This is a genomic window from Sphingomonas hankookensis (assembly GCF_028551275.1).
Taxonomy (GTDB): Bacteria; Pseudomonadota; Alphaproteobacteria; order Sphingomonadales; family Sphingomonadaceae; genus Sphingomonas; species Sphingomonas hankookensis_A.
Window position 1 is genome coordinate 140,967 of sequence record NZ_CP117025.1, and the last position, 23,443, is coordinate 164,409.

Below are 23,443 nucleotides of genomic sequence, written 5' to 3' on the forward strand. Positions count from 1 at the left end.
TCATTCAACCGGACCATCGCGTACCGATGCGTGCCGGGTCGGGACGCGGCCGTTCGTCGAGCGGCCGGCCGGGCGAACCGATGAAAACGAAGCCGGCGATGCGGTCGTTCGCTCCCCCGAAGGCATCGCGCACCCGGTCGCTGAACGCCATCCATCCCGTCAGCCAGCTGGCGACATAGCCCATGGCGTGCGCGGCATGGAGCAGGTTCATCGTCGCCGCCCCGGCCGACAGTTCCTGTTCCCAGCGCGGGATATGGCTGTCGACCGGCGCGGACAGGACGACGATCAGCGCCTCGCCCTCATGCGCGAAGCGGTCGCAGGCTTCGAGATGCGCTTCGGTCGCCTTGGGATTCTCCACCACCTGCGCCTCGCGCAGCAAGGCTGCGAACGCCGCGCGCTTGTCCTGCGGCACCACGACGAAGCGCCACGGGGCGAGCTTGCCATGGTCGGGCGTGCGCGCGGCGATCGCGATCATCGCATCGATCTCGGCATCGCCCGGCCCCGGTGCGACCATGTCGCGCGGCTTGCCCGAACGGCGGGTGCGCAGATAGTCGAGCAGCGTGGAGCGGTCGTTGAAGGTCATGGGCCGCGATGTAGTCGCCGCGGCACGGCAGGCCAAGCATCGTCACATTCGCAACAATCCCGCTTGGCATCGCGATTTTCGCCGTTAGGCTCGCTCAATCCGCGTGCCCCGCCCATAAGAGGCGACGGGCGCGCCAGTTTTTTGCGGGGGATGCATCCTTGTTCGGCCTACCCATCATTCCATCGATCGCAGCGGGGTTCCTGATCCTGCTGTTGCTGCTGGGCGGCGTCGCCGCGGCCAGCAAGGGCGAAGAATTCGCCGGCCATCCCAAGGGGCTGTACGTCCTGTTCTTCGCCGAGATGTGGGAGCGCTTTTCCTATTACGGCATGCGCGCGTTGCTGATCTTCTACCTGACGAAGCACTGGCTGTTCGGCGACGGCGAATCCAACCTGATCTACGGCGCCTATACCTCGCTGGTGTACATCACGCCGGTGCTGGGCGGCTATCTCGCCGACCGCTATCTGGGACAGCGCAAGGCGGTGCTGTTCGGCGCGGTGATCCTGACCATCGGCCATCTGCTGATGGCGTTCGAGGGACAGACCGGCATCACCGATCCGATCGTCAAGCAGGCCGATCCCGCGATCAACGTGTTCTGGGCGGCGCTGGCCTGCATCATCGTCGGGTCGGGCTTCCTGAAGGCGAACATCTCGGTGATCGTCGGGCAGCTCTACAGCCGCACCGATCTGCGCCGCGACGGGGCCTACACCATCTTCTATGTCGGGATTAACGTCGGCGCGGCGCTGGGCGTGATCTTTGCCGGTTTCCTCGGGGAAACCTATGGCTGGGCGTACGGCTTCGGCGCGGCGGGCATCGGCATGCTGCTCGGCCTGATCGTGTTCGTGCTGGGCAAGCCGCTGCTGAAGGGTCAGGGCGAGGCCCCGCGCCCGCTGTCCAAGGGCACCGAATGGGGGCTGTACGGCCTTGGCGTCGCGTCGATCGGTGTGATCTGGGCACTGATCCAGTATCAGTCGGTGATCGAGACGCTGCTCATCATCTCGGGCGTCGCGCTGCTCGGCTATGTGCTGTTCGAATCGTTCAAGCTGCCCAAGGAACCGCGCGAGCGGATGTTCGCCATCCTGTTCCTGATCGCGCTGAACCCGGTGTTCTGGGGCCTGTTCGAACAGGCGGGCGGCTCGCTGAACCTCTATACCGACCGCTATGTCGATCGCGGCGGGGTGCCCGCCTCGTTGTTCCAGTCGATCAACGCGATCTACATCGTGCTGCTCGGCCCGATCTTCGCGGCGTTGTGGGTGGCGCTGGCCAAGCGCAATCTCGAACCCTCCGCCCCGGCCAAGTTCGCGCTGGCGTTGCTGCAGGTCGGCTTCTCGTTCCTGCTATTCGTGTGGGGCGCCAGGACCGTCGGCCCGGAAATCGCGACGCCGGTGCTGTTCGTCTTCCTGATCTATTTCTTCCAGACGACCGGCGAGCTGTGCCTGTCGCCCGTCGGCCTGTCGGCGATGAACCGGCTGGCGCCCAAGCACCTCGCGTCGCTGATCATGGGTGCGTGGTTCTACATGACGGCGGTCGGCAATTTCGTGGCCGGCAAGATCGGTGAGGCGACCGGCGGCCATGACGGCGAAATGACCAAGGAAGGCACGTTGTCGGTCTATAACAGCATCGGGTGGTGGACGATCGGCATCGGCGTGGTCGTGCTGCTGCTCTCCCCTATCGTGAAGCGGTGGATGCACCTCGACACGCTGGCCGACGATGCCGACCACAGCCTCGCGGGCCAGGCCGAGATCGGCGAGCCGAAGGCGGCGGGTGTGGATGTGTGGAAGGAAGAGAAATAGGGCAGTCGACAAGCTGATCAGTTCCTGGCGGGGTGTTGCTGCATTGCAGCAGCATCCCGCTCGTGCTATCCGCCCGCCATTCCGGGGGGATAGCAGATGATTAAGTATCGCGAGGATATCGATGGTCTACGGGCAATCGCGGTCCTGCTGGTAATCGCGTTTCACTGCGGCTTCGCGCGCTTCATTCCTGGGGGCTATGTCGGCGTCGACGTATTTTTCGTCATCTCCGGCTATCTCATTACCAAGATCATTTTTACCGATGCGCAGGCGGGGCGGTTTAGCATCTGGGATTTTTACGAACGACGCGTCCGGCGGGGCGTCTGCCATAATTCTACTTCCCGATGAAACGCTGCAGCAAGCGAAGAACACGGCGGCATCCGCTCTTTTTGCATCGAACATTTATTTTTATACTCAGTTCGACTATTTTGATGCTTCCTCCGAATTTAATGCCTTGCTTCACACGTGGTCTCTTTCGGTCGAAGAGCAGTTTTATATTTTCTTCCCGCCCCTGCTGGCATTTGTCCATCGCCGCTTTCCTGCAGCGCTCAAGCCCTTGGTCGGATTTATTCTCGTCATAACTCTGATTTTGTCGCAGTGGAGACTAGCTACCGATCCGTCTGCAGCATTTTATCTCGTCCAGTACCGGACGTGGGAACTGATGATCGGGTCGGTTTTAGCTCTTGGCATGATTCCCGAGTCGCGCGGTGGCGTCGTCGCCGATGTTGTCGGTGCAATTGGCCTGGGATGTATCGGCGCCAGCGCGCTACTCCTGACCAAAATCAGCAGCTTTCCCGGAATCAATGCGGCTCCCGCGTGCATTGGTGCAGCGTGCCTGATCTGGTCGGGGTCGGCCCGTCGTACGTTGGCAGGACGATTGCTTAGCATCCCGCCGGCCCGCTTTTTCGGCAAGATTTCTTATTCTCTGTACCTTTGGCACTGGCCGATTTGGGTCTTGGGCAATCAGGTGTACGAACCGAGGAACAGTGCTGGTCGGCTGGTCTACATCGCGATCGCGATCATAGCGGCGACCCTGTCCTGGCGGTTTGTCGAGCAACCGTTCCGCAAACGCGATGAGGCCGTTTCCTCAAAGCGCGTCGTGGCGATCGGTGTGGGATCGATGCTATTCGTCCTCGCTTTCGCCGCTGCCACACCGTTCGTCGCACGTGCCTATTGGCAAGTGCCTGCTCGTGTCGAGCGGGTGGCAAAGTTCATCAACTATCGCGCGGATGACAACTTCCGCGTCGGCAGTTGCTTCCTTACCACCCGCGACACATTCGCATCCTATGCGCGCGATACGTGCCTCCCCATTTCGTCGACGAAACCGAACTATCTGCTTCTAGGCGACAGCCATGCGGCGCATTTCCTGCCCGGTATGATGGCACAACGGGATCTTAACCTGCTACAGGCGACCGCATCGGGTTGCCGCCCCGTGGCCGATCCCACCGGGGAGCGTCGCTGTACGGCCTTGATGCATTTCATCACGGACGAATTCCTCCCCCGGCACCGCATGGACACGGTTATCATCTCCGCCCGTTGGGCGAATGACGATTGGCCCGCTCTGCGTCGCCAGATCGAACACGTTCGTCGCTACGCCAATCACGTCATCATATTCGGCCCGATCGCTGAATATGACCGCGCATTACCACGCGTCCTTGCCACCGCCTTGTATCGCAACGATCCAAGCGTACTGGCAGATCATCGTGTCGCCGACAGGCGCGCGCTCGATGCCGAGTTCAAACGGAAGGTACCCACGACCGGAGCAATCTACGTCTCGGTCTACGACGCAATTTGTCCTGATGGGCGTTGCACGCTTTGGACAGCCGACGGTAATCCGGTCCAATCGGATTATGGTCATCTGTCGGCGGAGGGGTCGAAGTTGATGATCGACCGAATCCGCCGTAACCATCCGTTCCCGCTCAAGTAGCGCCGGTCGGTCAGAGGGACGGGGATTTCGAACCTTAGTTGCGAAATCCCTGTTGCAACCTGCCTAAACCACGGTATTCGGCACGTCTCCCGCAGAGGGGGCGCTTAGCTCAGTTGGTAGAGCATCTCGTTTACACCGAGAGGGTCGGCGGTTCGAGCCCGTCAGCGCCCACCACCGCGCAGCGCAGGATGGGCTGCAAGCAGCACACACCATGCGCCAGCGCGGCCAGCGGGTCGAAGCCAGGCCATAAGGCGCGGCTTCGCCACGACTGACGGCCTGCGCGGGTGCGATGCGGTTTTTTGCGTGGCTCCTGAGCCGCCTTGGCCTGCGCTAGCGCAGAACGGCACTGGATGAGTGGCCTGCCGCGCCGCTCCAAGGCGACACTCCCTACGCCCAGCCCAACCCCGCCTTCGCCACCGCCTGGCCATAGCGCTCCATCCCCGCCACCGCCTGCGCGGTGAGGGCGACGAACGCCCGGCGGCGGTCGCTCGGATCCTCGCGGCGCATCAGCAGGCCGGCATCGGTCATCGCCGTGATCCAGCGCAGCGCCGTCGTCGGCGGTACGGCGGCGGCGATGCACAGGCTCGACACCGATACCGTCAGCCCCTCCAGCCGGGCGGCGAACAGGTCGAGCAGCATGTCCCATGCGGGATCGGCGAACAGGTCCCTGGGGAAATACTGGTCGCGCATCCGGCGCGCGCGGATCGCGCCGCGGACGGTTGCGGCCGTGACCTCGACCGGTGCCTCGCTTTCGGACGGGGGCGCCACGAAGTCCGACCCGCGGTCGCGCACGCCGTCGCCGGCCCCTCCGTCGCGGCTGAGCTTGAGCAGCGCTTCGGCGATACGCGCGATCTCGGCGTTCAGTCGGCGCAGGCGTTCGGCGTCGCGCTCCGCGGCGTGCATCCCGCCAGCGACACCGCCGCTCAGCGCAATCGCCGCAACCCGCTCCTCGGGCCGGGCGTCGCACAACAGGATCGCCGGGCCGCCCAGCAGGTGCAGCGACACGATGTCGAGCGCATCGAGCGGGAAGCTGGCGACGATCTGCGCCCGGTCGCGCCGGGCGCGTGCGACCAGCAGCGGCAGGGCGCGGTCGAGGTCCGCCGGATCGACGCCCGCCGCCTCGACCAGCAGCAGGTCGGCATGCGGGATCGCATCGAGCGCGTCGGCGATCTCGGCAAAGCCGATCGTGTCGCCGAGCTGTACCCCGGCCGCGCGCGCCGCCTGTGCCGCATCGTCCGCCGCGATCGCATCGTCGGCGACGATGATCGCCCGCCGCGTTGCCGGCTCACCAAATCCTTCGAACGCCGTCAAACCGTCCCCCTGTCCTATCCGTATACGGGAGCCGATAGGAGGGACGGGCCGGCTTAGTCCATCGCCTTCACGATTTCCTCGACCATCTTCTTGGCGTCGGCGAGCAGCATCATGGTGTTGTCGCGGTAGAAGACCTCGTTATCGACCCCGGCATAGCCCACCCCGCCCATCGACCGCTTGATGAACAGCACCGTCTTTGCCTTTTCGACGTCGAGCACCGGCATGCCGTAGATCGGCGAGGTCTTGTCGGTCTTCGCCGCCGGGTTGGTCACGTCGTTGGCACCGATGACGAAGGCGACGTCGGTCTGTGCGAATTCGGAGTTGATGTCCTCCAGCTCGAACACATCGTCATAGGGCACGTTGGCTTCGGCGAGCAGCACGTTCATATGCCCCGGCATCCGCCCCGCGACCGGGTGGATGGCGTATTTCACGCGGACGCCATGCTCCTTCAGCTTGTCGCCCATTTCCCTGAGCGCGTGCTGCGCCTGGGCCACCGCCATGCCGTAGCCGGGGACGATGATGACCTGTTCGGCCTGCTGCATCAGGAAGGCGGCGTCCTCTGCCGATCCGCGCTTCCACGGCCGGTCGATCGCCGCCGCGCCTCCCCCGCCGCTGTCGGTCGCGCCGAAGCCGCCGGCGATCACACTGATGAAGCTGCGGTTCATCGCGCGGCACATGATGTAGCTGAGGATCGCGCCCGACGAGCCGACCAGCGCGCCGGTGATGATCATCGCAGTGTTGCCGAGGGTGAAGCCCATCGCCGCCGCCGCCCAGCCCGAATAGCTGTTGAGCATCGACACGACGACCGGCATGTCCGCCCCGCCGATCGGGATGATCAGCAGGAAGCCGATCGCGAACGACAGCACGACCACCGCCCAGAACGGCCAGCTGTCCTGCGTATGCGCGAACTGCGCGACCAGCAGCAGGATCGCGGCCAGCGTGGCGAGGTTGATGACGTGCCGGCCGGGCAGCAGGATCGGCTTGCCCGACATGGAGCCGTTCAGCTTCAGGAAGGCGATGACCGAGCCGGAGAAGGTGATCGCGCCGATCGCGACTCCTAGGCCCATCTCGACCTTGCTGACCGGGTTGATGACCGCGAAGGGCTGTCCGATCATCGGGATCACCATCATCGCGATGCCGAACGGCTGCGGGTTCAGATAGGCGGCGATCCCGACCAGGACGGCGGCGAGACCGACTAGCGAGTGGAAGGCGGCGACCAGCTGCGGCATCGCGGTCATCGCGATGCGCTTGGCGGTGGTCAGGCCGATGACCGCACCGATCGCGATGGCGATCAGGATTTCGGCGATCGTGACGACATCATAGCTCCACGTTTCGCCATAGAGGTCGGATCGCTCCGACAGTCCGCCGACGATCGGCAGATGCGTAAAGATCGTGGTCAGCACCGCGATCCCCATGCCGATCATGCCGAGCCGATTGCCCCGCCGGCTGGTCGCTGGCGACGACAGGCCGCGCAGCGCGAGGATGAAGCACACGCCCGCCACCAGATAGGCGAAGGCGACCCATGGATTGACCGGTGCGTGCATCCCCTCACCCCTTCTTCTTGTACATGGCGAGCATGCGTTCGGTGACGGCGAACCCGCCGAAGATATTGATGCTGGCCAGCACCACGCCGAGCAGCCCCAGCCATTTGGCCCCCGGCACGCCCGCGGCGGCGGCGGCGATCAGCGCGCCGACGATGATGACCGAGGAGATGGCGTTGGTGACCGCCATCAACGGCGTATGCAGCGCCGGCGTCACCGACCAGACGACATAATAGCCGACGAAGCAGGCGAGGACGAAGATCGACAGGATCGAGAGGAAGTCCATCGAGTTATCCTTCAAGATCCTCCCCAAGCATGCTTGGGAAGGGGGACCGCCGGCGCAGCCGGGGGTTGGAGGGGCAGCGCGGTCTCGGCGATCGCTTCGGCCGCGGCGCCGGGGTCGGCTAGCACGTCACGGGCGGGGATGCGGACGATGGTCAGGCCCCGTGCAGCGAGGACGGCGTCCCGCTCAGCGTCGCGCGCAGAACGGCTCCCCCGATCATGCGCCTCGCCGTCGATCTCAATCGACAGCTTGGCTCGCGCGCAATAGAAGTCGAGCACGTACTTCAAGATCGGATGCTGCCGCCGAAACTTCAGGCCATAGGGTTCAAGTCGCAGGCGTTGCCACAGCAGCACTTCGGGCAAGCTCATTTCGCGCCGCAGGCGTCGTGCCTGTCGGACCGTCGAAGCCCCTCCACCACGCTGCGCGTGGTCCCCCTCCCCATGCGACGCATGGGGAGGATTTGAGGAGGTGATCGCTCTCACCGTTTCGCCAGCACCTGTTCCGCCAGCAGCCGCTGGATCGCGGCCGGGTCGGCGTTGCGGCTGACCTTCAGGACCATCGGCGTCGCCTGCCCGGTGACCCACAGGTGCAGGTCGCTGTCGAGGTCGAACGTCCCGGCGCTTTCGACCGAAAAGCCGGTGATCGAGCGATAGGGTACGCTGCGGAAGGCGATCTTGGAGCCGGTGATGCCCTGCACGTCGACCAGCACGAAGCGCAGGTTGGTGAGGAAGGCGGTGTCGCGGAGCGAGCGGAAGGCGGCCAGTACCTCCTCCCCCGCGATCAGGGCGTGGCCGTATTTTTCGTGGATTTCGGCCGGATCGACCTCGTGGCTGCTGAACAGACCCATTGATATTCCCCCTTCAAGCGGTCAGGCGTGTGTTCGTCACCTGGCCGTCCTGCGTCAGGCGGATCGCCTGCGTTACCTCGTCATCGGCGGGCAGGATCGGGCGGCCGGCGTCCTTGTCCCAATAGGCGGCCAGAAAGTTGTAAAGGTTGCGCGCAAACAATGCCGATGCGTCCGCGGCAAGGCGGCTCGCCACGTTGCGATGGCCGACGATGTTGACACCGTGTCGCTGAACCACCTCGCCCGCGACCGATCCTTCGACATTGCCGCCCTGTTCGACCGCGAGGTCGACGATGACGCTGCCCGGCCGCATCGAGGCGATCTGCGCGTCGCTGATGAGCCGGGGAGCGGGCCTGCCCGGGATCAGCGCGGTGGTGATGACGATGTCCTGTTTCGCGATATGGGCGGAGACCAGCTCGGCCTGTGCGGCCTGATACTCGGCGCTCATTTCGCCGGCATAGCCGCCCGCGCCTTCGCCCTCGATGCCTGCAACCTTCTCCACGAAGATCGGCTTGGCGCCCAGAGACAGGATCTGTTCCCTGGTCGCCGAGCGCACGTCGGTCGCGCTGACCTGCGCCCCCAGCCGGCGCGCGGTGGCGATCGCCTGCAAGCCCGCCACGCCGACGCCCATGACGAATACCCGCGCCGCGCTGATCGTACCGGCCGCCGTCATCATCATCGGGAAGGCGCGACCATATTCCGATGCGGCGTCGAGCACCGCCTTGTACCCCGCCAGGTTCGCCTGCGACGACAAGATGTCCATCGACTGGGCGCGGGTGATGCGCGGCATCCATTCCATCGCCAGCGCCTCCAGCCCGAGCGCGGCGTACCCTTCGATCCGCGCGCGGTCGCCGAACGGATTGAGGCTCCCCAGCAGCCATGCACCGCGCTTTGCGCCGGAAAGGCTTTCCGGCGCGGGCGCGGCGACGCCCAGCACGATGTCGGCATCGGCCAGTATCTGCGCGCGGCCGCCGATGGTGGCGCCGGCGGCGGCATAGGCGGCATCGTCGATCGACGCAGCCGTCCCCGCCCCCGTTTCCACCGCCACCTCGGCGCCGAGGCCGATCAACTTCTTAACCGTTTCGGGGGTCGCGGCGACCCGGCGTTCGCCGGCGGCCTGTTCGGCGAGCAGCGCGACCTTCACGTCAGCCCGCGATCAGATAGATGACCAGTGCGGCGATCAGGGCGCAGATCACGGTGCCCCAGGTGAACCAGCGCAGGAAGCTGTTGTACGTCCCGGCATGGGCGGGCGGGCGGCCTTCTACTGCCATCGGAACTCCTCTCGATCCGTTATCTTGGCGCAAGACTAGCGCGCCGCCACCCGCGCGCCAAGCCCTGTGCCGACGCGCCGTTCCGAGGCCGCAGGAAACGACATTGCGTCATCGGCTTAAGTCGAATTTTACGAACGTCTGCGCATGGTTGCTCCGTTACGGGACGATAGGGACACATGGACAGCATATGACGCGCGACGGGCAAAGGCTGTTGATGGTGATCGACGACGAACCGGCGCAGCGGCGGCTGGTCGCGGCGATCGCGGGGCGGCGCGGGTGGCGCACGCTGTTCGCGCGGGATGGGGAAAGCGCGCTGGCGATGCTCGGCACGCCCGACGGCATGGCGCTGGACGCGGTGCTGCTGGACCATTGGTCGCCGGATGCCGATGCGACCGCGCTGATCGCCGAATTGCGCCGCAACCGCCCGGCGCTGCCGATCCTGTTGCTCACCGCCAATGAATCGGTGGCGGGCGCGGTCGCGGCGATGCGCGCGGGGGCGAGCGATTTCCTGGTCAAGCCGATCGCCGCCGAACGGCTGCTGACCGCCCTGGAAGCCGCGGCCGGTGGTGCCACGCGCGGCGAGCTGCGCCCACTGACCGAGAAACTGTCGATGACGCTGGCATTCGAGGAGATCGTCGGGTCGGCCCCGCAATTCCGCGCTGCCCTCGCCATCGCCGCCAAGGCGGCCCGCGCGCGGGTGCCGGTGCTGATCGAGGGCGAAAGCGGGGTCGGCAAGGAAGTGGTCGCGGATGCGATCCACGCCGCATCCCCGCGCGCCCGCAAGCCGATGGTGCGGGTCAATTGCGGCGCGATCCCCGCCAATCTGGTCGAAAGCGAGCTGTTCGGCCACGAAAAGGGCGCGTTCACCGGCGCGTTCGAACGCAAGATCGGCCGGTTCCAGGAAGCGGACGGCGGCACGATCTTCCTCGACGAGATCGGCGAAATGCCGTTCGAGACGCAGGTGAAGCTGCTGCGGGTGCTGCAATCGGGCGAGATCCATGCGGTCGGCGCGCGCCATCCGCGCGAGGTGGACGTGCGCGTCATCGCCGCGACCAACAAGACGCTGACGCAGGAGGTCGAGGCCGGACGGTTCCGCGAGGACCTGTATTACCGGCTGAACGTCGTGCAGGTGACGATCCCGCCGTTGCGCGACCGCATCGGCGACATTCCCGCGCTGGCCCGCCACCTGATGGCGCGGATCGCGCAGCAGCCGGGGCTGCGGCCGCTGGGGATCACCGACGATGCCATTGCGCTGCTCGGCACCTATCCGTGGCCGGGCAATGTCCGCCAGTTGCAGAACGCGCTGTTCCGTGCGGCGGTGCTGTGCGACGGGGACGCGCTGACCCGGGCCGATTTCCCCGAGATCGCACAGATCGCGGAAGGCGGCGCGCCGCAGCCGGTGCTGCCCGCGCAACGCCACGATGTTGCGGGCGGTGTCACGCTGTTCCGCCCCGACGGAAACCTGCGCGCGCTGGAGGAGATCGAGGCCGACGTCATCCGCCTCGCCATCGGCCATTATCGCGGGCGGATGACCGAGGTCGCCCGGCGGCTGGGGATCGGGCGGTCGACGCTGTATCGGAAATTGGGCGAATTGGGGATCGACCAGAACGCCGCTTGAGGGATTTTCGCCCCCCCTTCGAAAGGTCGTCACCCCGGACTTGATCCGGGGTCCCGCTTGCTTGCTACGGCGGCAGAAGAAGCGGGACCCCGGGTCAAGCCCGGGGTGACGGGTGGGGTTGCTTCCATCGTCATTCCCGCGAAGGCGGGAATCCATTGCCGCAACGGTTCTGCGTGATCCGGGACGTCAGCGTCTATGGACTCCCGCCTTCGCGGGAGTGACGAAGAATTGGGTTCGGCCTGCAACAGGCCGTATCCCCGCGCAGGCGGGGATCCAGAGCCACAGGCGTCGCGCTTTGTAACCCTGGATCCCCGCCTGCGCGGGGATACACAAGCAAGGGCACGATACCAGTGCTTCGGGCGCCCTGGATCCCCGCCTGCGCGGGGATACAGATGTGATGACCGGCGGCTTCGATCCATCGCGGCTTGGATCCCCGCCCCCGCGGGGATACGGATCAGCTGCGTCAGGCGACCACCTCCCGCCATTCCCCCGGCGCCAGCCCTTCGACACTCCACGGCCCGATCCGCCAGCGCACCAGCCGGAGCGTCGGCAGGCCGACCGCCGCCGTCATCCGCCGCACCTGCCGGTTGCGCCCTTCGCGGATGGTGAGCGACAGCCAATGGTCGGGCACGCTCTTGCGGAAGCGTATCGGCGGCACGCGCTCCCACAGGTCGGGCGGGTCGATCGCCATCACCTCCGCCGGGCGGGTCGGGCCGTCGTTGAGCGCGACGCCCTGCCGCAGCCGGTCGAGCGCGGCGGCGTCGGGCGCGCCCTCTACCTGCACGAGATAGGTCTTGGGCAGCTTGAACCGGGGATCGGCGATCCGCGCCTGCAGGCGGCCGTCGTCGGTCAGCAGCAACAGCCCCTCGCTGTCGCGGTCAAGCCGCCCGGCGGGATAGACGCCGGGCACCGCGACATGGTCCGACAGCGTGGCACGCGCGCCCTGCGTCCCGCGATCGGTGAATTGCGACAGCACGTCATAGGGTTTGTTGAGAAGGATCAGCCGCGCCATGGCGCTCTGTCGGCGATCCGCCCCGCGCTGTCGAGGGGGCGGGAACCGCTATCGTCGCGGCACGTCCCTGCCCTATAGCCCGGTCCGCCTATCGAGGGAGAGCGCCCATGAAGACCGTTTCGACCGCCCGCGCCCATGGCGGCACGCAGGGCGTCTATTCACATGAATCGACCGCCACCGGCACGACGATGACCTTTTCGGTGTTCGTGCCGCCGCTGGACGAAGGGCAGCGCGCGCCGGTGCTGTGGTATCTCTCCGGCCTGACCTGCACCCATGCCAATGTCACCGACAAGGGCGAGTTCCGTGCGGCGTGCGCCGAGGCGGGGATCGCCTTCATCGCGCCCGACACTTCGCCGCGCGGCGAAGGCGTGCCCGACGACCCGCAAGGCGCGTGGGATTTCGGGCTGGGCGCGGGTTTCTATGTCGATGCGACCGAGGAGCCGTGGGCGAAGCATTACCGGATGCGGTCGTACGTCGAGGACGAGCTGCCCGCGCTGATCGTCAGCGAATTTCCGATGCTCGATTGCAGCCGCCAGTCGATCACCGGCCATTCGATGGGCGGGCATGGCGCGCTGACCATCGCCCTGCGCAATCCCGACCGGTTCCGGTCGGTGTCAGCCTTTGCGCCGATCGTCGCGCCGGGCCAGGTGCCGTGGGGCGAGAAGGCGCTGGGCGGCTATCTCGGCGACGACCGGTCGGCATGGCGCGCGGCGGATGCGGTGGCGATGATCGAGGATGGCGCGCGGGTGAAGGAGGTGCTGGTCGATCAGGGCGATGCCGACAATTTCCTGGCCGAACAGCTGCGGCCGGAATTGCTGGCGCGGGCCTGTGCGGATGCCGGGATCGACTGCACGCTTCGCATGCAGCCGGGGTATGACCATAGCTATCACTTCATCTCGACCTTCATGGCCGATCATGTGCGCTGGCATGGGGAGCGGTTGAAGGCGGATCGCTAGAGCTTCGTCATTCCCGCGCAGGCGGGAATCCATTGCCGCGACCGGTCGTGAAAGAAGCGCAGCGTCGGCGTGTATGGATTCCCGCCTTCGCGGGAATGACGACTATTTTCGGGGAAGCGGTGCCGGCCCGGCCTACCCCTCCCCCCGCTGCTCGATCAGCTCCAGCACGTCGCCGATCAGCGCGCGCATCGCGGCGCGGGCCGTGAGGGGGTCGCGCGCGGCGATGGCGTCGGCGACCGCGCCATGCTGTTCGACGCTGGCCGAGCGGCCGACGATCGTGTTGGTGAAGCGGATCGAGGTGTTGAGCGCGGTCGCCACCATCTCGCGGAACTGGGCGTAGAACGGGTTCTTCGCCGCCAGCAGGATCGCGACATGGAAGTCGATATCGGCGTCCAGCGCATCGTCCTCGCCCCGCTCGGCCGCCGCCATCCGTGACAGGCCCTGCCGGATGCGCGCGAGGTCGTCGTCATCGGCCGCGACCGCCGCCAGCGCCGCCGCCTCCGGCTCGATCGCGACGCGCAGCTGGTTGAACTGGCGCAGCAGCTCGACCGAGAATTTGCGGTCGAGCAGCCAGTGCAGCACATCGGGATCGAACAGGTTCCATGCCGCTGCCGGGCGGACCACCGTCCCTTGCCTCGGGCGGGCGCTGACCAGCCCCTTGGCGGTCAGCATCTTCACCGCTTCGCGTGTGACCGAGCGGCTGATGCCATGGGTCTTGCCGATCTCCGCCTCGGTCGGAAAGGGGCGGTCGTCATATTCACCGGTGACGATCGCGCGTCCCAGAGTGTCGAGCGTCGCGCGCGTCAGATTGCCGCCGGGCATCCCGGTCATCCGCACCGCCATGGTCCCTCTCTCTCCCCTTATCGGCCGCTTCGTACTGGACAGCTGCCATTCATCGTATAATTGTCCTGTCCCAAAGCGCCAGTGGGCGGTGGAGGATTAACATGCGTCTGTCGACGATCGATCTGATCGTGGTCGTGATCTACGCGATCGGCATCTTCGGGCTGGCCCAATGGGTCAGCCGCGACAAGGGCGGCCATCAGAAGGACAGCTCGGACTACTTCCTCGCGTCCAAGTCGCTGCCATGGTGGGCGATCGGCGCGTCGCTGATCGCGGCTAATATCTCGGCCGAACAGATCGTCGGCATGGCGGGGTCGGGCTATGCGATCGGCCTCGCCATCGCCTCCTATGAATGGATGGCGGCGCTGACGCTGCTGATCGTCGGCAAATTCTTCCTGCCGATCTTCCTGCGCAACGAAATCTACACGATGCCGCAGTTCCTCGAACAGCGGTACGGCCCGTCGATCCGCACGCTGATGGCGGTGTTCTGGCTGGCGCTGTACGTGTTCGTGAACCTGACCAGCATCATCTGGCTCGGCTCGATCGCCGTCACGCAGGTCGCGGGCGTCGACCAGACGGTGGCGCTGGTCGGGCTGGGCCTGTTCGCTTTGCTCTATCAGTTGCGGGGCGGTTTGAAGGCGGTGGCGCTGACCGACATCGTGCAGGTCACGCTGCTGGTGTTCGGCGGGCTGACCATCTCGTATCTTACGCTGTCGCAGATCGGGGGCGATGCCGGGGTGATGGGCGGATTCGCCGAGCTGACGCGGCGTGCGCCCGAAAAGTTCGACATGATCCTGTCGCGCGACAATCCCTTCTACAAGGACCTGCCGGGCCTCTCGGTGCTGATCGGCGGCATGTGGATCGCGAATTTGAGCTATTGGGGGTTCAACCAGTATATCATCCAGCGGGCACTCGCCGCGAAATCGCTGCCCGAGGCGCAGAAGGGCATCGTGTTCGCGGCATACCTCAAGCTGCTGATGCCGCTCGTGATCGTGGTGCCCGGCATCGCCGCGGTCGTGCTGGCGCCCGACCTCGCCAAGCCCGACGAAGCCTATCCGACGATGATGCGGCTGCTGCCCTCCGGGTTGCTCGGGCTGGTCTTTGCGGCGCTGATCGCCGCGATCATCGCGTCGACTGCGTCGAAGATCAATTCGATCGCGACCATCTTCACCCTCGACCTCTATGCCAAGCGCACCAGCGAGAGCGGAGCGATGGATGCGGTGATGGAGCGCAAGCTGGTCCGCATCGGCCGCATCGCCGCGACCGTCGCGATCCTGATCGCGATCCTCGCCGCGAAGCCGCTGCTGGGCGGCGCGGACCAGGCGTTCCAGTTCATCCAGGAATTTTCGGGCTTCTTCACGCCGGGGATCACCGTGATCTTCCTGCTCGGCCTGTTCTGGAAACGGGCGACCGAGGCCGGCGCGATCGGCGCGGCGATCGCGTCGGTCGTGCTGTCGTGGCTGTTCCGCACGGTCGCACCGGGCATTCCGTTCATGGACCGGATGGGGATCGTGTTCCTGCTGAGCCTCGGCCTCGCGGTCGTGCTGTCGCTGGCGATGAAGGGGCGTGGCGATGCCAATCGCATCACCATGCAGGGCGTGTCGTTCGGCACCTCGACCGGCTTCAATGTCGCCGGGCTGGGCGTCGTCCTGATCCTGATCGCGCTGTACGCGACATGGTGGTGAGCCCGTTCATCGCGATCGACTGGGGCACGACCAACCGGCGTGCGTACCGGGTCGAGGACGGGCGCATCGCCGCCACGCTGCGCAGTCCGCAGGGCGTGTCGACCACGCCGGCTGATGCCTATGCGCAGGAACTGGCCGCGATCCGGGCGGAGCTGGGCGACCTGCCGGTGCTGATGGCGGGCATGGTCGGGTCGACGATCGGGTGGCGGGTCGCCCCCTATGTCGCGGTGCCGGCGGATATCGCCGACATTGCCGCGCAGTTGACGTGGATCGACGACCGTACGGCGATCGTGCCCGGCCTTTCTTTCACCCGCAGCGGTCACGGGGACGTGATGCGCGGCGAGGAGGTGCAGCTGCTCGGCGCGGCGCTCGCCGGACAGGTTCCGGCGGACGCGCTGCTGTGCCAGCCGGGCACGCACTGCAAATGGGTCGAGCTGACCGGGGGCAAGGTCACGGCCTTCACCACCGCGATGACCGGCGAGCTGTTCGCGCTGCTGAAAGGCGGTGGCGTCCTCGCGCCGCAGCTGGCCGCGCCGGTCGCCGCCGGGGATGCGTTCCGCGAGGGCGTGCGCGAAGGGGCGAAGCGTGACCTCGCCGCCAGCCTGTTCGGCATCCGTGCGGCGCATGTGCTGGGTCTGCGCGACGATGCGGACGCCGCCTCCTATGCCAGCGGCGTGCTGATCGGCAGCGACGTCGCTGCGCGCATCGGCGACGGCCGCGACGTCCACCTCGTCGCCGATGGCGATCTCGCCACCCTCTACGCCACCGCGATCGAGACCCTGAACGGCCGCGCCCTTGTCAGCGGGTGCGAGGCCGCCTTTATCGCCGGCATCACCCAGATCCGAAAGTTGTCCGCATGAGCCATCTGTCCGCCTTCGACGCCGCCTTCGCCCGTTGCCCGCTGGTCGCGATCCTGCGCGGGGTACAGCCGCATGAGGTGGAGGCGATCGGCGACGCGCTGATCGACGCCGGCTTCACCATCGTCGAGGTACCGCTCAACTCGCCCGATCCGTATGAGAGCATCACCCGCCTGTCGAAGAAACTGGAGGGCTATGCCGTGGTCGGCGCCGGCACGGTGCTGCGCGTCGAACAGGTGGAGCAGGTCGAGGCGGCAGGCGGCACGCTGATCATCGCGCCCAACGCCAACACGGCGGTGATTTCGGCGGCAGCGGAGCGCGGGCTGGTCGCCATGCCCGGCATCGCCACCCCGACCGAGGCGTTCGCGGCGCTGGACGCCGGGGCCGCGGCGCTGAAACTGTTCCCGGCCGAAGCCGCCAGCCCGGCGGTGATGAAGGCGATGCGCGCCGTCCTGCCCCGCGACGTGCGGATGCTGCCGGTCGGCGGCGTCGTGCCATCGGTGCTGGAGGATTGGCACAAGGCCGGTGCGGCCGGGTACGGCCTGGGGTCCGCGCTGTACGTGCCAGGGATGGACGCGGCGACGGTCGGCGAGCGCGCGCGGGCGTTCGTCGCGGCGTGGACTGCGCTGGAGCGGTAGGCGGGGTTCGGCACGCCGGCGCAGGCCGGGGTACGGGGAATGATTGCTCGAGCGCACGAGGTTCGCCGCAGGCTTCGGCCGAGCGGTAAGCCATAGCCGCCGATGTCGCGAATTCAGCCGAACCGGCAGCGTGTATGGATTCCCGCCTTCGCGGGAATGACGGAGTTGGTAAGGGCGGTTCGAGCCGACAATCCTGGCCCACCAGCTCGACCGTACCCCCGCGCAGGCGGGGGTCTAGAGCCAGGCACGGCAAGAGTTGCGCGCTTGACCCTGGATCCCCGCCTGCGCGGGGATACGGCACGCGGGAAAGGGTCCCGGCTCCATCAGAGGGGATCGAACGGTTTCCGGCCCCGGCAACCGAACGCGGCGTAACGAGTTTGCAGGGGCATGCCGACCCGAGCCCTTCGAACCAGCGACGCATCGCCGCTTGCCCGCGCCCTTCCTATTATCTGCGCCGTCTCGCAGCTGCTGACCCCGCTCCTGCCGGGGATCGGCATCGGGCGGAGCATCGGTGAGCAGTCGAACATGGTGCGAACGCTGGTGACGCCCGCCGGTTGGGCGTTCGCCATCTGGGGCGCGCTCTATACCGGCACGATCGTATTCGCGGTGTATCAGGCGTTGCCGAAGCAGCGCGGCAACCCGTTGCTCGCGCGGTTGCGGATGCCGGCGGCGGGTGCGTTTCTCGGCAATGCGCTATGGGCGGCCTATACACAGCTATTCGGGCTGAGCTTTCCGTCGGCGATCATCATCCTGTTCACGCTCCTCTGCCTGATCGCGACGCTGAGGACCTTTTCGGGCTGGCCGCACGGCTTTTCCGCCGGGGAGCGCTGGTGCGCCGCGCTGCCGCTGACCGCGCTGACCAGCTGGCTGACGGTCGCGTCGATCGTCAACATCGCCGCGACGCTGCGCTTTCACGGGGTCGATGCCGGGGCCGCCGCGCCGCTGGTGTCGGCGCTGTTGCTGGTGGTGGCCGGCGCGATCGCGGCGGCGGCGCTGATCGCGACGCGCGGCTGCCCGCCCTATGCGCTGGTATTCCTGTGGGCGCTGGCGGCGATCTGGGCGGCGGGCGGACAGGCGGCGACGCTGGTCGCGCTCGCGGTGCTTGCCGCCGCGCTGCTGGTGGTCGTGGGGACGCTCACCGGGCTGTCGCGCGGTGGCGTGCGGCACTGGCTGGGGCGGTAGGGCAGACCGCGCGTCGTAGGAGAAGAACCGGGACCCCGGCGCAAGGCCGGGGTGACGTGGGGTTTTGGGTCAGCTTGCGCGTAGCGGTCCCAGGTCGCCCAGCCCGACCGTGCCGCTGGCCATCGCCAGCATCCGGTCGAGCGACACCTTCGCCTTCACCCGCAGCCCTTCCTCGATCTCGATCCGCGGCGACAGGTCGCGGAGCGCAATATAGAGCTTTTCCAGCGTGTTGAGCGCCATGTACGGACAGATATTGCAGTTGCAGTTGCCGTCCGCGCCGGGCGCGCCGATGAAGTTCTTGTTCGGCAGCGCCTTTTCCATCTGGTGGATGATGTGCGGCTCGGTCGCGACGATCAGCGTGTCGCCGGGGAATTCGCTGGCATAGGACAGGATGCCGCTGGTCGACCCAACATAATCAGCATGGTCGAGGATGATCGCCGGACATTCGGGATGCGCCGCGACCGGGGCGTTCGGGTGTTGCGCCTTGAGCTTCAGCAGCTCGGTCTCGCTGAACGCCTCGTGCACGATGCACACACCCGGCCAGAGCAGCATGTCGCGGCCGGTCTTGCGCATCAGATAGCCGCCGAGATTGCGGTCGGGACCGAAGATCACCTTCTGGTCGGCGGGCAGCTGCGACAGGATCTTCTCGGCGGAGGACGAGGTGACGATGATGTCGCTGAGCGCCTTCACCTCGGTCGAGCAGTTGATGTAGGTCAGCGCGATGTGATCGGGATGCTGCGCGCGAAACGCGGCGAACTGTTCGGGCGGACAGCTGTCCTCCAGCGAACAGCCGGCATCCATGTCGGGCAGGATCACCGTCTTGTCGGGCGACAGGATCTTCGCGGTTTCCGCCATGAAGCGCACGCCGCAGAACGCGATGACATCGGCATCGGTCGCCGCCGCCTTGCGGCTGAGGTCGAGGCTGTCGCCGACGAAGTCCGCCAGGTCCTGAATCTCGGGCTTCTGGTAATAATGGCCGAGGATGACGGCGTTGCGCTCACGGCGCAGCCGGTCGATTTCGGCCAGCAGGTCGGTGCCGGTGGGCAATTCGGTGCGCGCGTTCATCATCGTCTCCCTGTGACCGAGCCCCTAGGTCGGTCGCGGTTCGTCTGCAAGCCGGGTGTCGTGATCCCGATCGCCGTACCCCCGCGCAGGCGGGAGTCCAGGGTCACCGTCGCCGACCTTGGTTTTTTGCGGCTCTGGATCCCCGCCTGCGCGAGGATAGGGTCGCGGTCGACCGGCTTGTCATCGTCGGTTACCCAGCACCTCGGCGGGCGGTGCGGACACGTCCCAGCGTTCGCCGTCCCGCCGGCCTCGCTCCGCCGGGAAGGTGACGACCACCCGCACATCGCCCTCGCCCGCCGCCGCCAGCGGCGCGGCGAGGAGGCGGGCGAGGTTGGCGCGCGCCAGTTCGCGGGCCTGTGCCAGCCGCTCGGGGCTGCGCGCCTCGCGTTCGGCGCGGGTCTGCGCCACCGCCGACACGCGCTGTGCCAGTGCCGCCGCCGCCTCACGCGAGACGTAGAGGCCGCTGGTCTGGACCAACGTCCGCCCGGCTTCGTCGATATTCGGTTTGGCGACGGTCACGTCGGGGGCGTCGACCACCAGCGTCCGCGTGTCCGCCGACCAGCTGAGTGCGCCCTCCCCAATGCTCCCCAGATCGACGAAGTAATCGACCGAATAGGGCATTTTCACCACCTGGTCGCTGCGCAGCCAGCCGAAGCCGCGCACGTCGCTGGCTGTTGCCTGCAACGTGCCCGACAGCGAGGCGACCTTGAGCGCACTCGCCCCCGACAGCCGCGCGGTGATGATCCGCGTCACCGCCTGTCCGCTATCGGGTTCGGTAGTGACGGTGTATTTTTCCTCATAGTGGCGCCACAGCGTCCAGCCGCCGAATGCGAGCGCGATCAGCAGGACGACCGCCACGCCCAGGCGGATCGCCTGCGGCCTTACATGCGCTGCCATGTCGCGCCCTCCCGCCGGACGATACCGCGCCGTTCCATGTCGATCAGATGCGCCAGCACCGAGCGTTCGGCCGCGCCCAGCAATTTGGGGTGCAGCCCGACATACATGACCGCGACCATTGCAGGAATGTCGTGGGTCCCACGTTCGATCGCGCGGGCGATCTGCCCCTCGCGCTGCTTGCGGTGGCCGAGCATCCCGCGCACCAGCCGGCGGGGATTGTCGACCTGATCGCCGTGCGCGGGATAATAGACCCGGTCCTCGCGGCCCAGCAGCTTGTCGAGACTGGCCATGTAATCGCCCATGTCGCCATCGGGCGGCGAGACGATGGTGGTCGACCAGCCCATGACATGATCGCCGCTGAACAATGCGCCGCTTTCGGGCAGCGCGAAGGCGAGGTGGTTCGACGTGTGCCCCGGCGTCGCGACCGCGACCAATGTCCAGCCGTCGCCCGCCACCGCCTCGCCGTCGGCCAGCACCCGGTCGGGGCGATAGTCGATATCGAACGCGGCATCGGCGCGGGGGCCTTCGTCGTCCATCGTCAGCGGCGCGCAACCGATGATCGGCGCGCCGGTCCGCTCGGCCAGCGGCTTCGCCGCGGGGCTATGGTCGCGGTGGGTGTGGGTGCACAGGATCGCCGCAACCTTCCGGTCGCCGACCGCCGCCAGCAGCGCGTCCAGGTGCACGTCGTCGACCGGCCCCGGATCGATGATCGCGACCGCACCGCTGCCGCCGACGACGAAGCTCTGCGTACCGGTGTGGGTATAGGGGGATGCGTTGCGCGCCAGCACGCGCGTCACCAGCGGTTCGAGCGGCTGGGGGATACCGGGGGGAGATTCGGCCATTGATCGTCAGATGGCGGCGGCACGCGCCCGATGCAAGGCAACGGGCCGGCCGGCAGAGGCGCCGACCGGCCCTGCCACGAACGAACGGGGCAGAACGTCCGTGGATCCGGTATCAGTCGGCGTGATCGATCTGCGACTGGAGCTCGCGGATGCTCTCGTCGATCCCCTCCAGCGCACTGGTGCGGGCGATGGCGGGCATGTCCTTGTTCGCGACGATCGAGGCGCGTGCCGAGCGGAGGCCGGCGAGTGCCGAGCGCATCCCCTGCCGAGCATAGACCTGCCCCTGCGCGGCCTGCAGCCGTCCCAGCTCCGCCCGTTCCGCACCCAGCGCGGCCAGCCGCTGGCCTTCGCGGGCACGCAGCATCCCCTGTTCGGTGATGGCGCGGATACGGTCGGAACAGATGACCGTGACCTGCTTGCCGCCTTCGGTGCGGGTCACGCTGGTCTGGCTGCCCGGACCGCAATTTTCGTTGACGATATTGACCTCGGGCACGGTGTTGACCGTCTGGCGCAGCAGCTTGCCGTTGCCGTCGAAGGTCTGCACGACGATCTTGCGCACGTCGCCCTCGCCCTGGCGCACCAGGCGGGTGGTCTGGCCGTTATGCGTCGTGGTGAAGCTCGCCGGCATCGCCGGACGGGCCGGGGTCGCGGGCTGCGCCGGCAGGGCGGTGGTCGCCGCGATCGCCCGCACCGCCGGTTGCGGCATCGGCGCGGGTGCGGCCGGTTCGGCCGGGATCACCGGCAGGGTCGCGGCCTGGGCCGGCACGATCGCTGCGACCGGGGCGAGCACGTCCGCCGCCTTCGCCTCGACGCTGGCGATATCGACGCCGGTCGCGGTTTCGACCTTCGAACGGATTTTCTCGGCGGCTTCCGTCCCCGATGCGGTCAGGCCGAGGCCGATCACCGCCAGCGTCAGCGTGGCACCACCGGCGATGCGGCGGGTGGCGGGCGACATCACCCGGTGCTTCGACAACATGATGAGTCTCCCTTTCAGTTCGTTGACGCTGTGCAGGTGGCAGGCGGCGGACAGCCCCTGGCCATGCGCGGATTTGACGATGGCGGTGGCATAGGCGTGGCGGACGCCCGGCGTGGCACGGGCGAGCACCATCGCGTCGCACGCCATTTCCTGATCCGCCCGGAACGCCCGGAACGCGCGCCACGCGACCGGATTGAACCAGTGGCAGCCGAGCACGATCAGCGCGACCCAGTTCGCCAGCAGGTCGCCGCGGGCATGGTGGCCCAGCTCATGCGCCAGCGCCAAGGCCTGCTCCCGCTCGTCATAGCGTTCGCGGAAATCGACCGGCATCGCGACGTAGCGATGGACCACGCCGAAGGCGAGCGGCCCGGCGGCATGGCGCGTCTCGATCATCTTGACGTGGCCGTTCGCTAGCCCCTTCGCCCGGCCCGACGCCAGCACCTTCGCGCAGAAGCGCTGATGCTGCACGATATGCCACGCGACGAACGCGACCGCGCCCAGCAGCCACAGCGCGACGACCAGCAGCGGCACATCGGCCATGCCCCAGCCCTGCGGCAGCGCCGGCACCTCGGCCACCGGCACGCCCAGCATGATGATGCCGGGATCGGTCGCCGCACCGATCGGGTGGAACTCCACCGGACGCCAGCTTTCGGGAATGGGGGGCAGGATCATGCGCAGCGCGGGCAGCGCCCACAGCGCATAGGCCGCCTGCGGACCGAAGCGCCGCGCGACGGGGCCGCGCAACATCAGCACCAGCAGCATCAGCAGCGTCGTCGCCGCGATCGTCTCTACCGCCCATCCGATCATTGTTTCAGCGCCTTTAACAGAGCCTCGATCTCGTCGATTTCACGCGCGCTCAGCTGGTCGCGTTCGGCCAGATGCGCGACCAGCGGCGTCAGGCTGCCGCCGAACAGCTTGTCGATGAACCGTTGCGATTCACCCGCGACATATTCCTCGCGCGCGACCAGCGGCCGGTAGCGATAGCGCCGCCCGTCCTCCTCCGCACCGACCACGTCCTTGGCCAGCAACCGCCCCAGCAGCGTCTTGACGGTGTTCGCGGTCCAGCCGCGCGACGGGGCGACGCGTTCCACCACCTCCTGCGCGGTGAGCGGGTTCTGGTCCCAGAGCACTTCCATCACGGCATGCTCGGCATCGCTGATTCGTTCGGCCATGAACAATGACTACACCCGTGGTCGTTACGTTTACAAGCGTAATCTTTGCGGACGCCGCCGCCCTGTCGGGATCGTTTACACCCGCCATCCCGGTAACGATGTCGTTAACCAGAAAATCGGCGCAAAACCCGCAACGCGGGAAATTGGCACAGCCTC

24 protein-coding genes and 1 tRNA gene are annotated in these 23,443 nt (G+C 67.0%); 10 read left to right on the forward strand and 15 right to left on the reverse strand.

What is annotated here, in order from left to right:
* Positions 1–4 precede the first annotated feature (4 nt).
* Complete coding sequence (locus tag PPZ50_RS00690; RefSeq protein ID WP_066691821.1) at positions 5–583, reverse strand: nitroreductase family protein; 579 nt, start codon at positions 581–583, stop codon at positions 5–7.
* Between the two features lie 158 nt (positions 584–741).
* On the opposite strand from PPZ50_RS00690, the gene PPZ50_RS00695 reads away from it, so the two are divergent.
* The 4 genes from PPZ50_RS00695 (at position 742) to PPZ50_RS00710 (ending at position 4,471) form a co-directional block, all read left to right on the forward strand.
* The gene (locus PPZ50_RS00695; RefSeq protein ID WP_066691822.1) at positions 742–2,373 is read left to right on the forward strand and encodes a peptide MFS transporter; all 1,632 of its coding nucleotides are present in this window, start codon (positions 742–744) and stop codon (positions 2,371–2,373) included.
* 96 nt (positions 2,374–2,469) lie between these two features.
* Entirely contained in the window at positions 2,470–2,718 is a 249-nt protein-coding gene (locus PPZ50_RS00700) for an acyltransferase family protein (protein WP_066691825.1), read from the forward strand.
* Positions 2,633–4,297: an acyltransferase family protein gene (locus PPZ50_RS00705; protein ID WP_084401673.1), complete on the forward strand. Its 1,665-nt coding sequence runs from the start codon at positions 2,633–2,635 to the stop codon at positions 4,295–4,297. Before PPZ50_RS00700 ends, PPZ50_RS00705 begins: the two co-directional genes overlap by 86 nt.
* Before the next feature lie 98 nt (positions 4,298–4,395).
* Positions 4,396–4,471: transfer RNA gene (locus PPZ50_RS00710), tRNA-Val, on the forward strand.
* A gap of 213 nt (positions 4,472–4,684) precedes the next feature.
* Here PPZ50_RS00710 and PPZ50_RS00715 read toward each other — a convergent pair.
* The 7 genes from PPZ50_RS00715 to PPZ50_RS00745 form a co-directional block, all read right to left on the reverse strand.
* Entirely contained in the window at positions 4,685–5,608 is a 924-nt protein-coding gene (locus tag PPZ50_RS00715; protein WP_066691834.1) for a winged helix DNA-binding protein, read from the reverse strand.
* Positions 5,609–5,661: 53 nt separating this feature from the next.
* Entirely contained in the window at positions 5,662–7,152 is a 1,491-nt protein-coding gene (locus tag PPZ50_RS00720; RefSeq protein ID WP_066691836.1) for an NAD(P)(+) transhydrogenase (Re/Si-specific) subunit beta, read from the reverse strand.
* Between the two features lie 4 nt (positions 7,153–7,156).
* Entirely contained in the window at positions 7,157–7,435 is a 279-nt protein-coding gene (locus PPZ50_RS00725) for an NAD(P) transhydrogenase subunit alpha (protein WP_055757824.1), read from the reverse strand.
* 11 nt (positions 7,436–7,446) lie between these two features.
* Positions 7,447–7,800 carry an endonuclease domain-containing protein gene (locus PPZ50_RS00730; protein ID WP_066691839.1) on the reverse strand — a complete coding sequence of 118 codons (354 nt, stop codon included), beginning with the start codon at positions 7,798–7,800 and terminating at the stop codon, positions 7,447–7,449.
* Positions 7,801–7,910: 110 nt separating this feature from the next.
* Positions 7,911–8,279: a PH domain-containing protein gene (locus tag PPZ50_RS00735; RefSeq protein WP_066691841.1), complete on the reverse strand. Its 369-nt coding sequence runs from the start codon at positions 8,277–8,279 to the stop codon at positions 7,911–7,913.
* Between the two features lie 13 nt (positions 8,280–8,292).
* Positions 8,293–9,420, reverse strand: a complete 1,128-nt coding sequence (locus tag PPZ50_RS00740) for a Re/Si-specific NAD(P)(+) transhydrogenase subunit alpha (RefSeq protein ID WP_066691843.1) — start codon at positions 9,418–9,420, stop codon at positions 8,293–8,295.
* Between the two features lies 1 nt (position 9,421).
* Positions 9,422–9,547: an aa3-type cytochrome c oxidase subunit IV gene (locus PPZ50_RS00745; RefSeq protein WP_084401675.1), complete on the reverse strand. Its 126-nt coding sequence runs from the start codon at positions 9,545–9,547 to the stop codon at positions 9,422–9,424.
* A gap of 187 nt (positions 9,548–9,734) precedes the next feature.
* Here PPZ50_RS00745 and PPZ50_RS00750 point away from each other — a divergent pair, with 187 nt between their 5' ends.
* The gene (locus tag PPZ50_RS00750; RefSeq protein WP_066691844.1) at positions 9,735–11,165 is read left to right on the forward strand and encodes a sigma-54-dependent transcriptional regulator; all 1,431 of its coding nucleotides are present in this window, start codon (positions 9,735–9,737) and stop codon (positions 11,163–11,165) included.
* Between the two features lie 463 nt (positions 11,166–11,628).
* On the opposite strand, the gene PPZ50_RS00755 is transcribed toward PPZ50_RS00750, so the two are convergent.
* A complete protein-coding gene (locus tag PPZ50_RS00755; protein WP_066691845.1) occupies positions 11,629–12,177 on the reverse strand; it encodes a pseudouridine synthase in 549 nt (182 codons plus the stop codon).
* 107 nt (positions 12,178–12,284) lie between these two features.
* Here PPZ50_RS00755 and fghA point away from each other — a divergent pair, with 107 nt between their 5' ends.
* Entirely contained in the window at positions 12,285–13,133 is an 849-nt protein-coding gene (fghA, locus tag PPZ50_RS00760; protein WP_066691846.1) for an S-formylglutathione hydrolase, read from the forward strand.
* A gap of 132 nt (positions 13,134–13,265) precedes the next feature.
* Here fghA and PPZ50_RS00765 read toward each other — a convergent pair whose 3' ends face one another.
* Positions 13,266–13,976, reverse strand: a complete 711-nt coding sequence (locus tag PPZ50_RS00765) for a FadR/GntR family transcriptional regulator (protein ID WP_066691849.1) — start codon at positions 13,974–13,976, stop codon at positions 13,266–13,268.
* A 101-nt stretch (positions 13,977–14,077) separates the two neighbouring features.
* Here PPZ50_RS00765 and PPZ50_RS00770 point away from each other — a divergent pair, with 101 nt between their 5' ends.
* From PPZ50_RS00770 to PPZ50_RS00785, 4 genes are all read left to right on the forward strand, one after another.
* The gene (locus tag PPZ50_RS00770; RefSeq protein WP_126014675.1) at positions 14,078–15,658 is read left to right on the forward strand and encodes a sodium/sugar symporter; all 1,581 of its coding nucleotides are present in this window, start codon (positions 14,078–14,080) and stop codon (positions 15,656–15,658) included.
* Positions 15,649–16,518, forward strand: a complete 870-nt coding sequence (locus tag PPZ50_RS00775; RefSeq protein ID WP_066691856.1) for a 2-dehydro-3-deoxygalactonokinase — start codon at positions 15,649–15,651, stop codon at positions 16,516–16,518. Before PPZ50_RS00770 ends, PPZ50_RS00775 begins: the two co-directional genes overlap by 10 nt.
* Entirely contained in the window at positions 16,515–17,153 is a 639-nt protein-coding gene (locus PPZ50_RS00780; RefSeq protein WP_066691859.1) for a 2-dehydro-3-deoxy-6-phosphogalactonate aldolase, read from the forward strand. The genes PPZ50_RS00775 and PPZ50_RS00780 overlap by 4 nt, the downstream gene beginning before the upstream one ends.
* A gap of 387 nt (positions 17,154–17,540) precedes the next feature.
* Positions 17,541–18,335 (forward strand): hypothetical protein, encoded by a 795-nt coding sequence (locus PPZ50_RS00785; protein ID WP_066691862.1) that lies wholly within the window; start codon positions 17,541–17,543, stop codon positions 18,333–18,335.
* A 69-nt stretch (positions 18,336–18,404) separates the two neighbouring features.
* Here PPZ50_RS00785 and nadA read toward each other — a convergent pair whose 3' ends face one another.
* From nadA to PPZ50_RS00810, 5 genes are all read right to left on the reverse strand, one after another.
* Positions 18,405–19,400, reverse strand: a complete 996-nt coding sequence (nadA, locus tag PPZ50_RS00790; protein ID WP_066692755.1) for a quinolinate synthase NadA — start codon at positions 19,398–19,400, stop codon at positions 18,405–18,407.
* A 180-nt stretch (positions 19,401–19,580) separates the two neighbouring features.
* Positions 19,581–20,297 (reverse strand): DUF4230 domain-containing protein, encoded by a 717-nt coding sequence (locus tag PPZ50_RS00795; RefSeq protein ID WP_066691869.1) that lies wholly within the window; start codon positions 20,295–20,297, stop codon positions 19,581–19,583.
* Complete coding sequence (locus PPZ50_RS00800; RefSeq protein WP_066691871.1) at positions 20,282–21,139, reverse strand: MBL fold metallo-hydrolase; 858 nt, start codon at positions 21,137–21,139, stop codon at positions 20,282–20,284. The genes PPZ50_RS00795 and PPZ50_RS00800 overlap by 16 nt, the downstream gene beginning before the upstream one ends.
* Before the next feature lie 112 nt (positions 21,140–21,251).
* Complete coding sequence (locus tag PPZ50_RS00805) at positions 21,252–22,922, reverse strand: M56 family metallopeptidase (protein ID WP_066691873.1); 1,671 nt, start codon at positions 22,920–22,922, stop codon at positions 21,252–21,254.
* On the reverse strand, positions 22,919–23,287 hold the full coding sequence (locus PPZ50_RS00810) for a BlaI/MecI/CopY family transcriptional regulator (protein ID WP_066691874.1): 369 nt from the start codon (positions 23,285–23,287) through the stop codon (positions 22,919–22,921). The genes PPZ50_RS00805 and PPZ50_RS00810 overlap by 4 nt, the downstream gene beginning before the upstream one ends.
* Positions 23,288–23,443 lie beyond the last annotated feature (156 nt).

Bases quoted from the DNA above. Each gene is read 5' to 3' on its own strand.
- PPZ50_RS00800 (WP_066691871.1), bottom strand. From the start codon at position 21,139: ATGGCCGAATCTCCCCCCGGTATCCCCCAGCCGCTCGAACCGCTGGTG.
- PPZ50_RS00805 (WP_066691873.1), bottom strand. From the start codon at position 22,922: ATGATCGGATGGGCGGTAGAGACGATCGCGGCGACGACGCTGCTGATG.
- PPZ50_RS00750 (WP_066691844.1), top strand. From the start codon at position 9,735: ATGACGCGCGACGGGCAAAGGCTGTTGATGGTGATCGACGACGAACCG.
- PPZ50_RS00745 (WP_084401675.1), bottom strand. From the start codon at position 9,547: ATGGCAGTAGAAGGCCGCCCGCCCGCCCATGCCGGGACGTACAACAGC.
- PPZ50_RS00770 (WP_126014675.1), top strand. From the start codon at position 14,078: ATGCGTCTGTCGACGATCGATCTGATCGTGGTCGTGATCTACGCGATC.
- PPZ50_RS00730 (WP_066691839.1), bottom strand. From the start codon at position 7,800: ATGAGCTTGCCCGAAGTGCTGCTGTGGCAACGCCTGCGACTTGAACCC.
- PPZ50_RS00775 (WP_066691856.1), top strand. From the start codon at position 15,649: ATGGTGGTGAGCCCGTTCATCGCGATCGACTGGGGCACGACCAACCGG.
- PPZ50_RS00785 (WP_066691862.1), top strand. From the start codon at position 17,541: ATGCCGACCCGAGCCCTTCGAACCAGCGACGCATCGCCGCTTGCCCGC.
- PPZ50_RS00780 (WP_066691859.1), top strand. From the start codon at position 16,515: ATGAGCCATCTGTCCGCCTTCGACGCCGCCTTCGCCCGTTGCCCGCTG.
- PPZ50_RS00735 (WP_066691841.1), bottom strand. From the start codon at position 8,279: ATGGGTCTGTTCAGCAGCCACGAGGTCGATCCGGCCGAAATCCACGAA.
- PPZ50_RS00810 (WP_066691874.1), bottom strand. From the start codon at position 23,287: ATGGCCGAACGAATCAGCGATGCCGAGCATGCCGTGATGGAAGTGCTC.
- PPZ50_RS00700 (WP_066691825.1), top strand. From the start codon at position 2,470: ATGATTAAGTATCGCGAGGATATCGATGGTCTACGGGCAATCGCGGTC.
- PPZ50_RS00755 (WP_066691845.1), bottom strand. From the start codon at position 12,177: ATGGCGCGGCTGATCCTTCTCAACAAACCCTATGACGTGCTGTCGCAA.
- PPZ50_RS00795 (WP_066691869.1), bottom strand. From the start codon at position 20,297: ATGGCAGCGCATGTAAGGCCGCAGGCGATCCGCCTGGGCGTGGCGGTC.
- nadA (WP_066692755.1), bottom strand. From the start codon at position 19,400: ATGAACGCGCGCACCGAATTGCCCACCGGCACCGACCTGCTGGCCGAA.
- PPZ50_RS00720 (WP_066691836.1), bottom strand. From the start codon at position 7,152: ATGCACGCACCGGTCAATCCATGGGTCGCCTTCGCCTATCTGGTGGCG.
- PPZ50_RS00690 (WP_066691821.1), bottom strand. From the start codon at position 583: ATGACCTTCAACGACCGCTCCACGCTGCTCGACTATCTGCGCACCCGC.
- fghA (WP_066691846.1), top strand. From the start codon at position 12,285: ATGAAGACCGTTTCGACCGCCCGCGCCCATGGCGGCACGCAGGGCGTC.
- PPZ50_RS00765 (WP_066691849.1), bottom strand. From the start codon at position 13,976: ATGGCGGTGCGGATGACCGGGATGCCCGGCGGCAATCTGACGCGCGCG.
- PPZ50_RS00725 (WP_055757824.1), bottom strand. From the start codon at position 7,435: ATGGACTTCCTCTCGATCCTGTCGATCTTCGTCCTCGCCTGCTTCGTC.
- PPZ50_RS00705 (WP_084401673.1), top strand. From the start codon at position 2,633: ATGCGCAGGCGGGGCGGTTTAGCATCTGGGATTTTTACGAACGACGCG.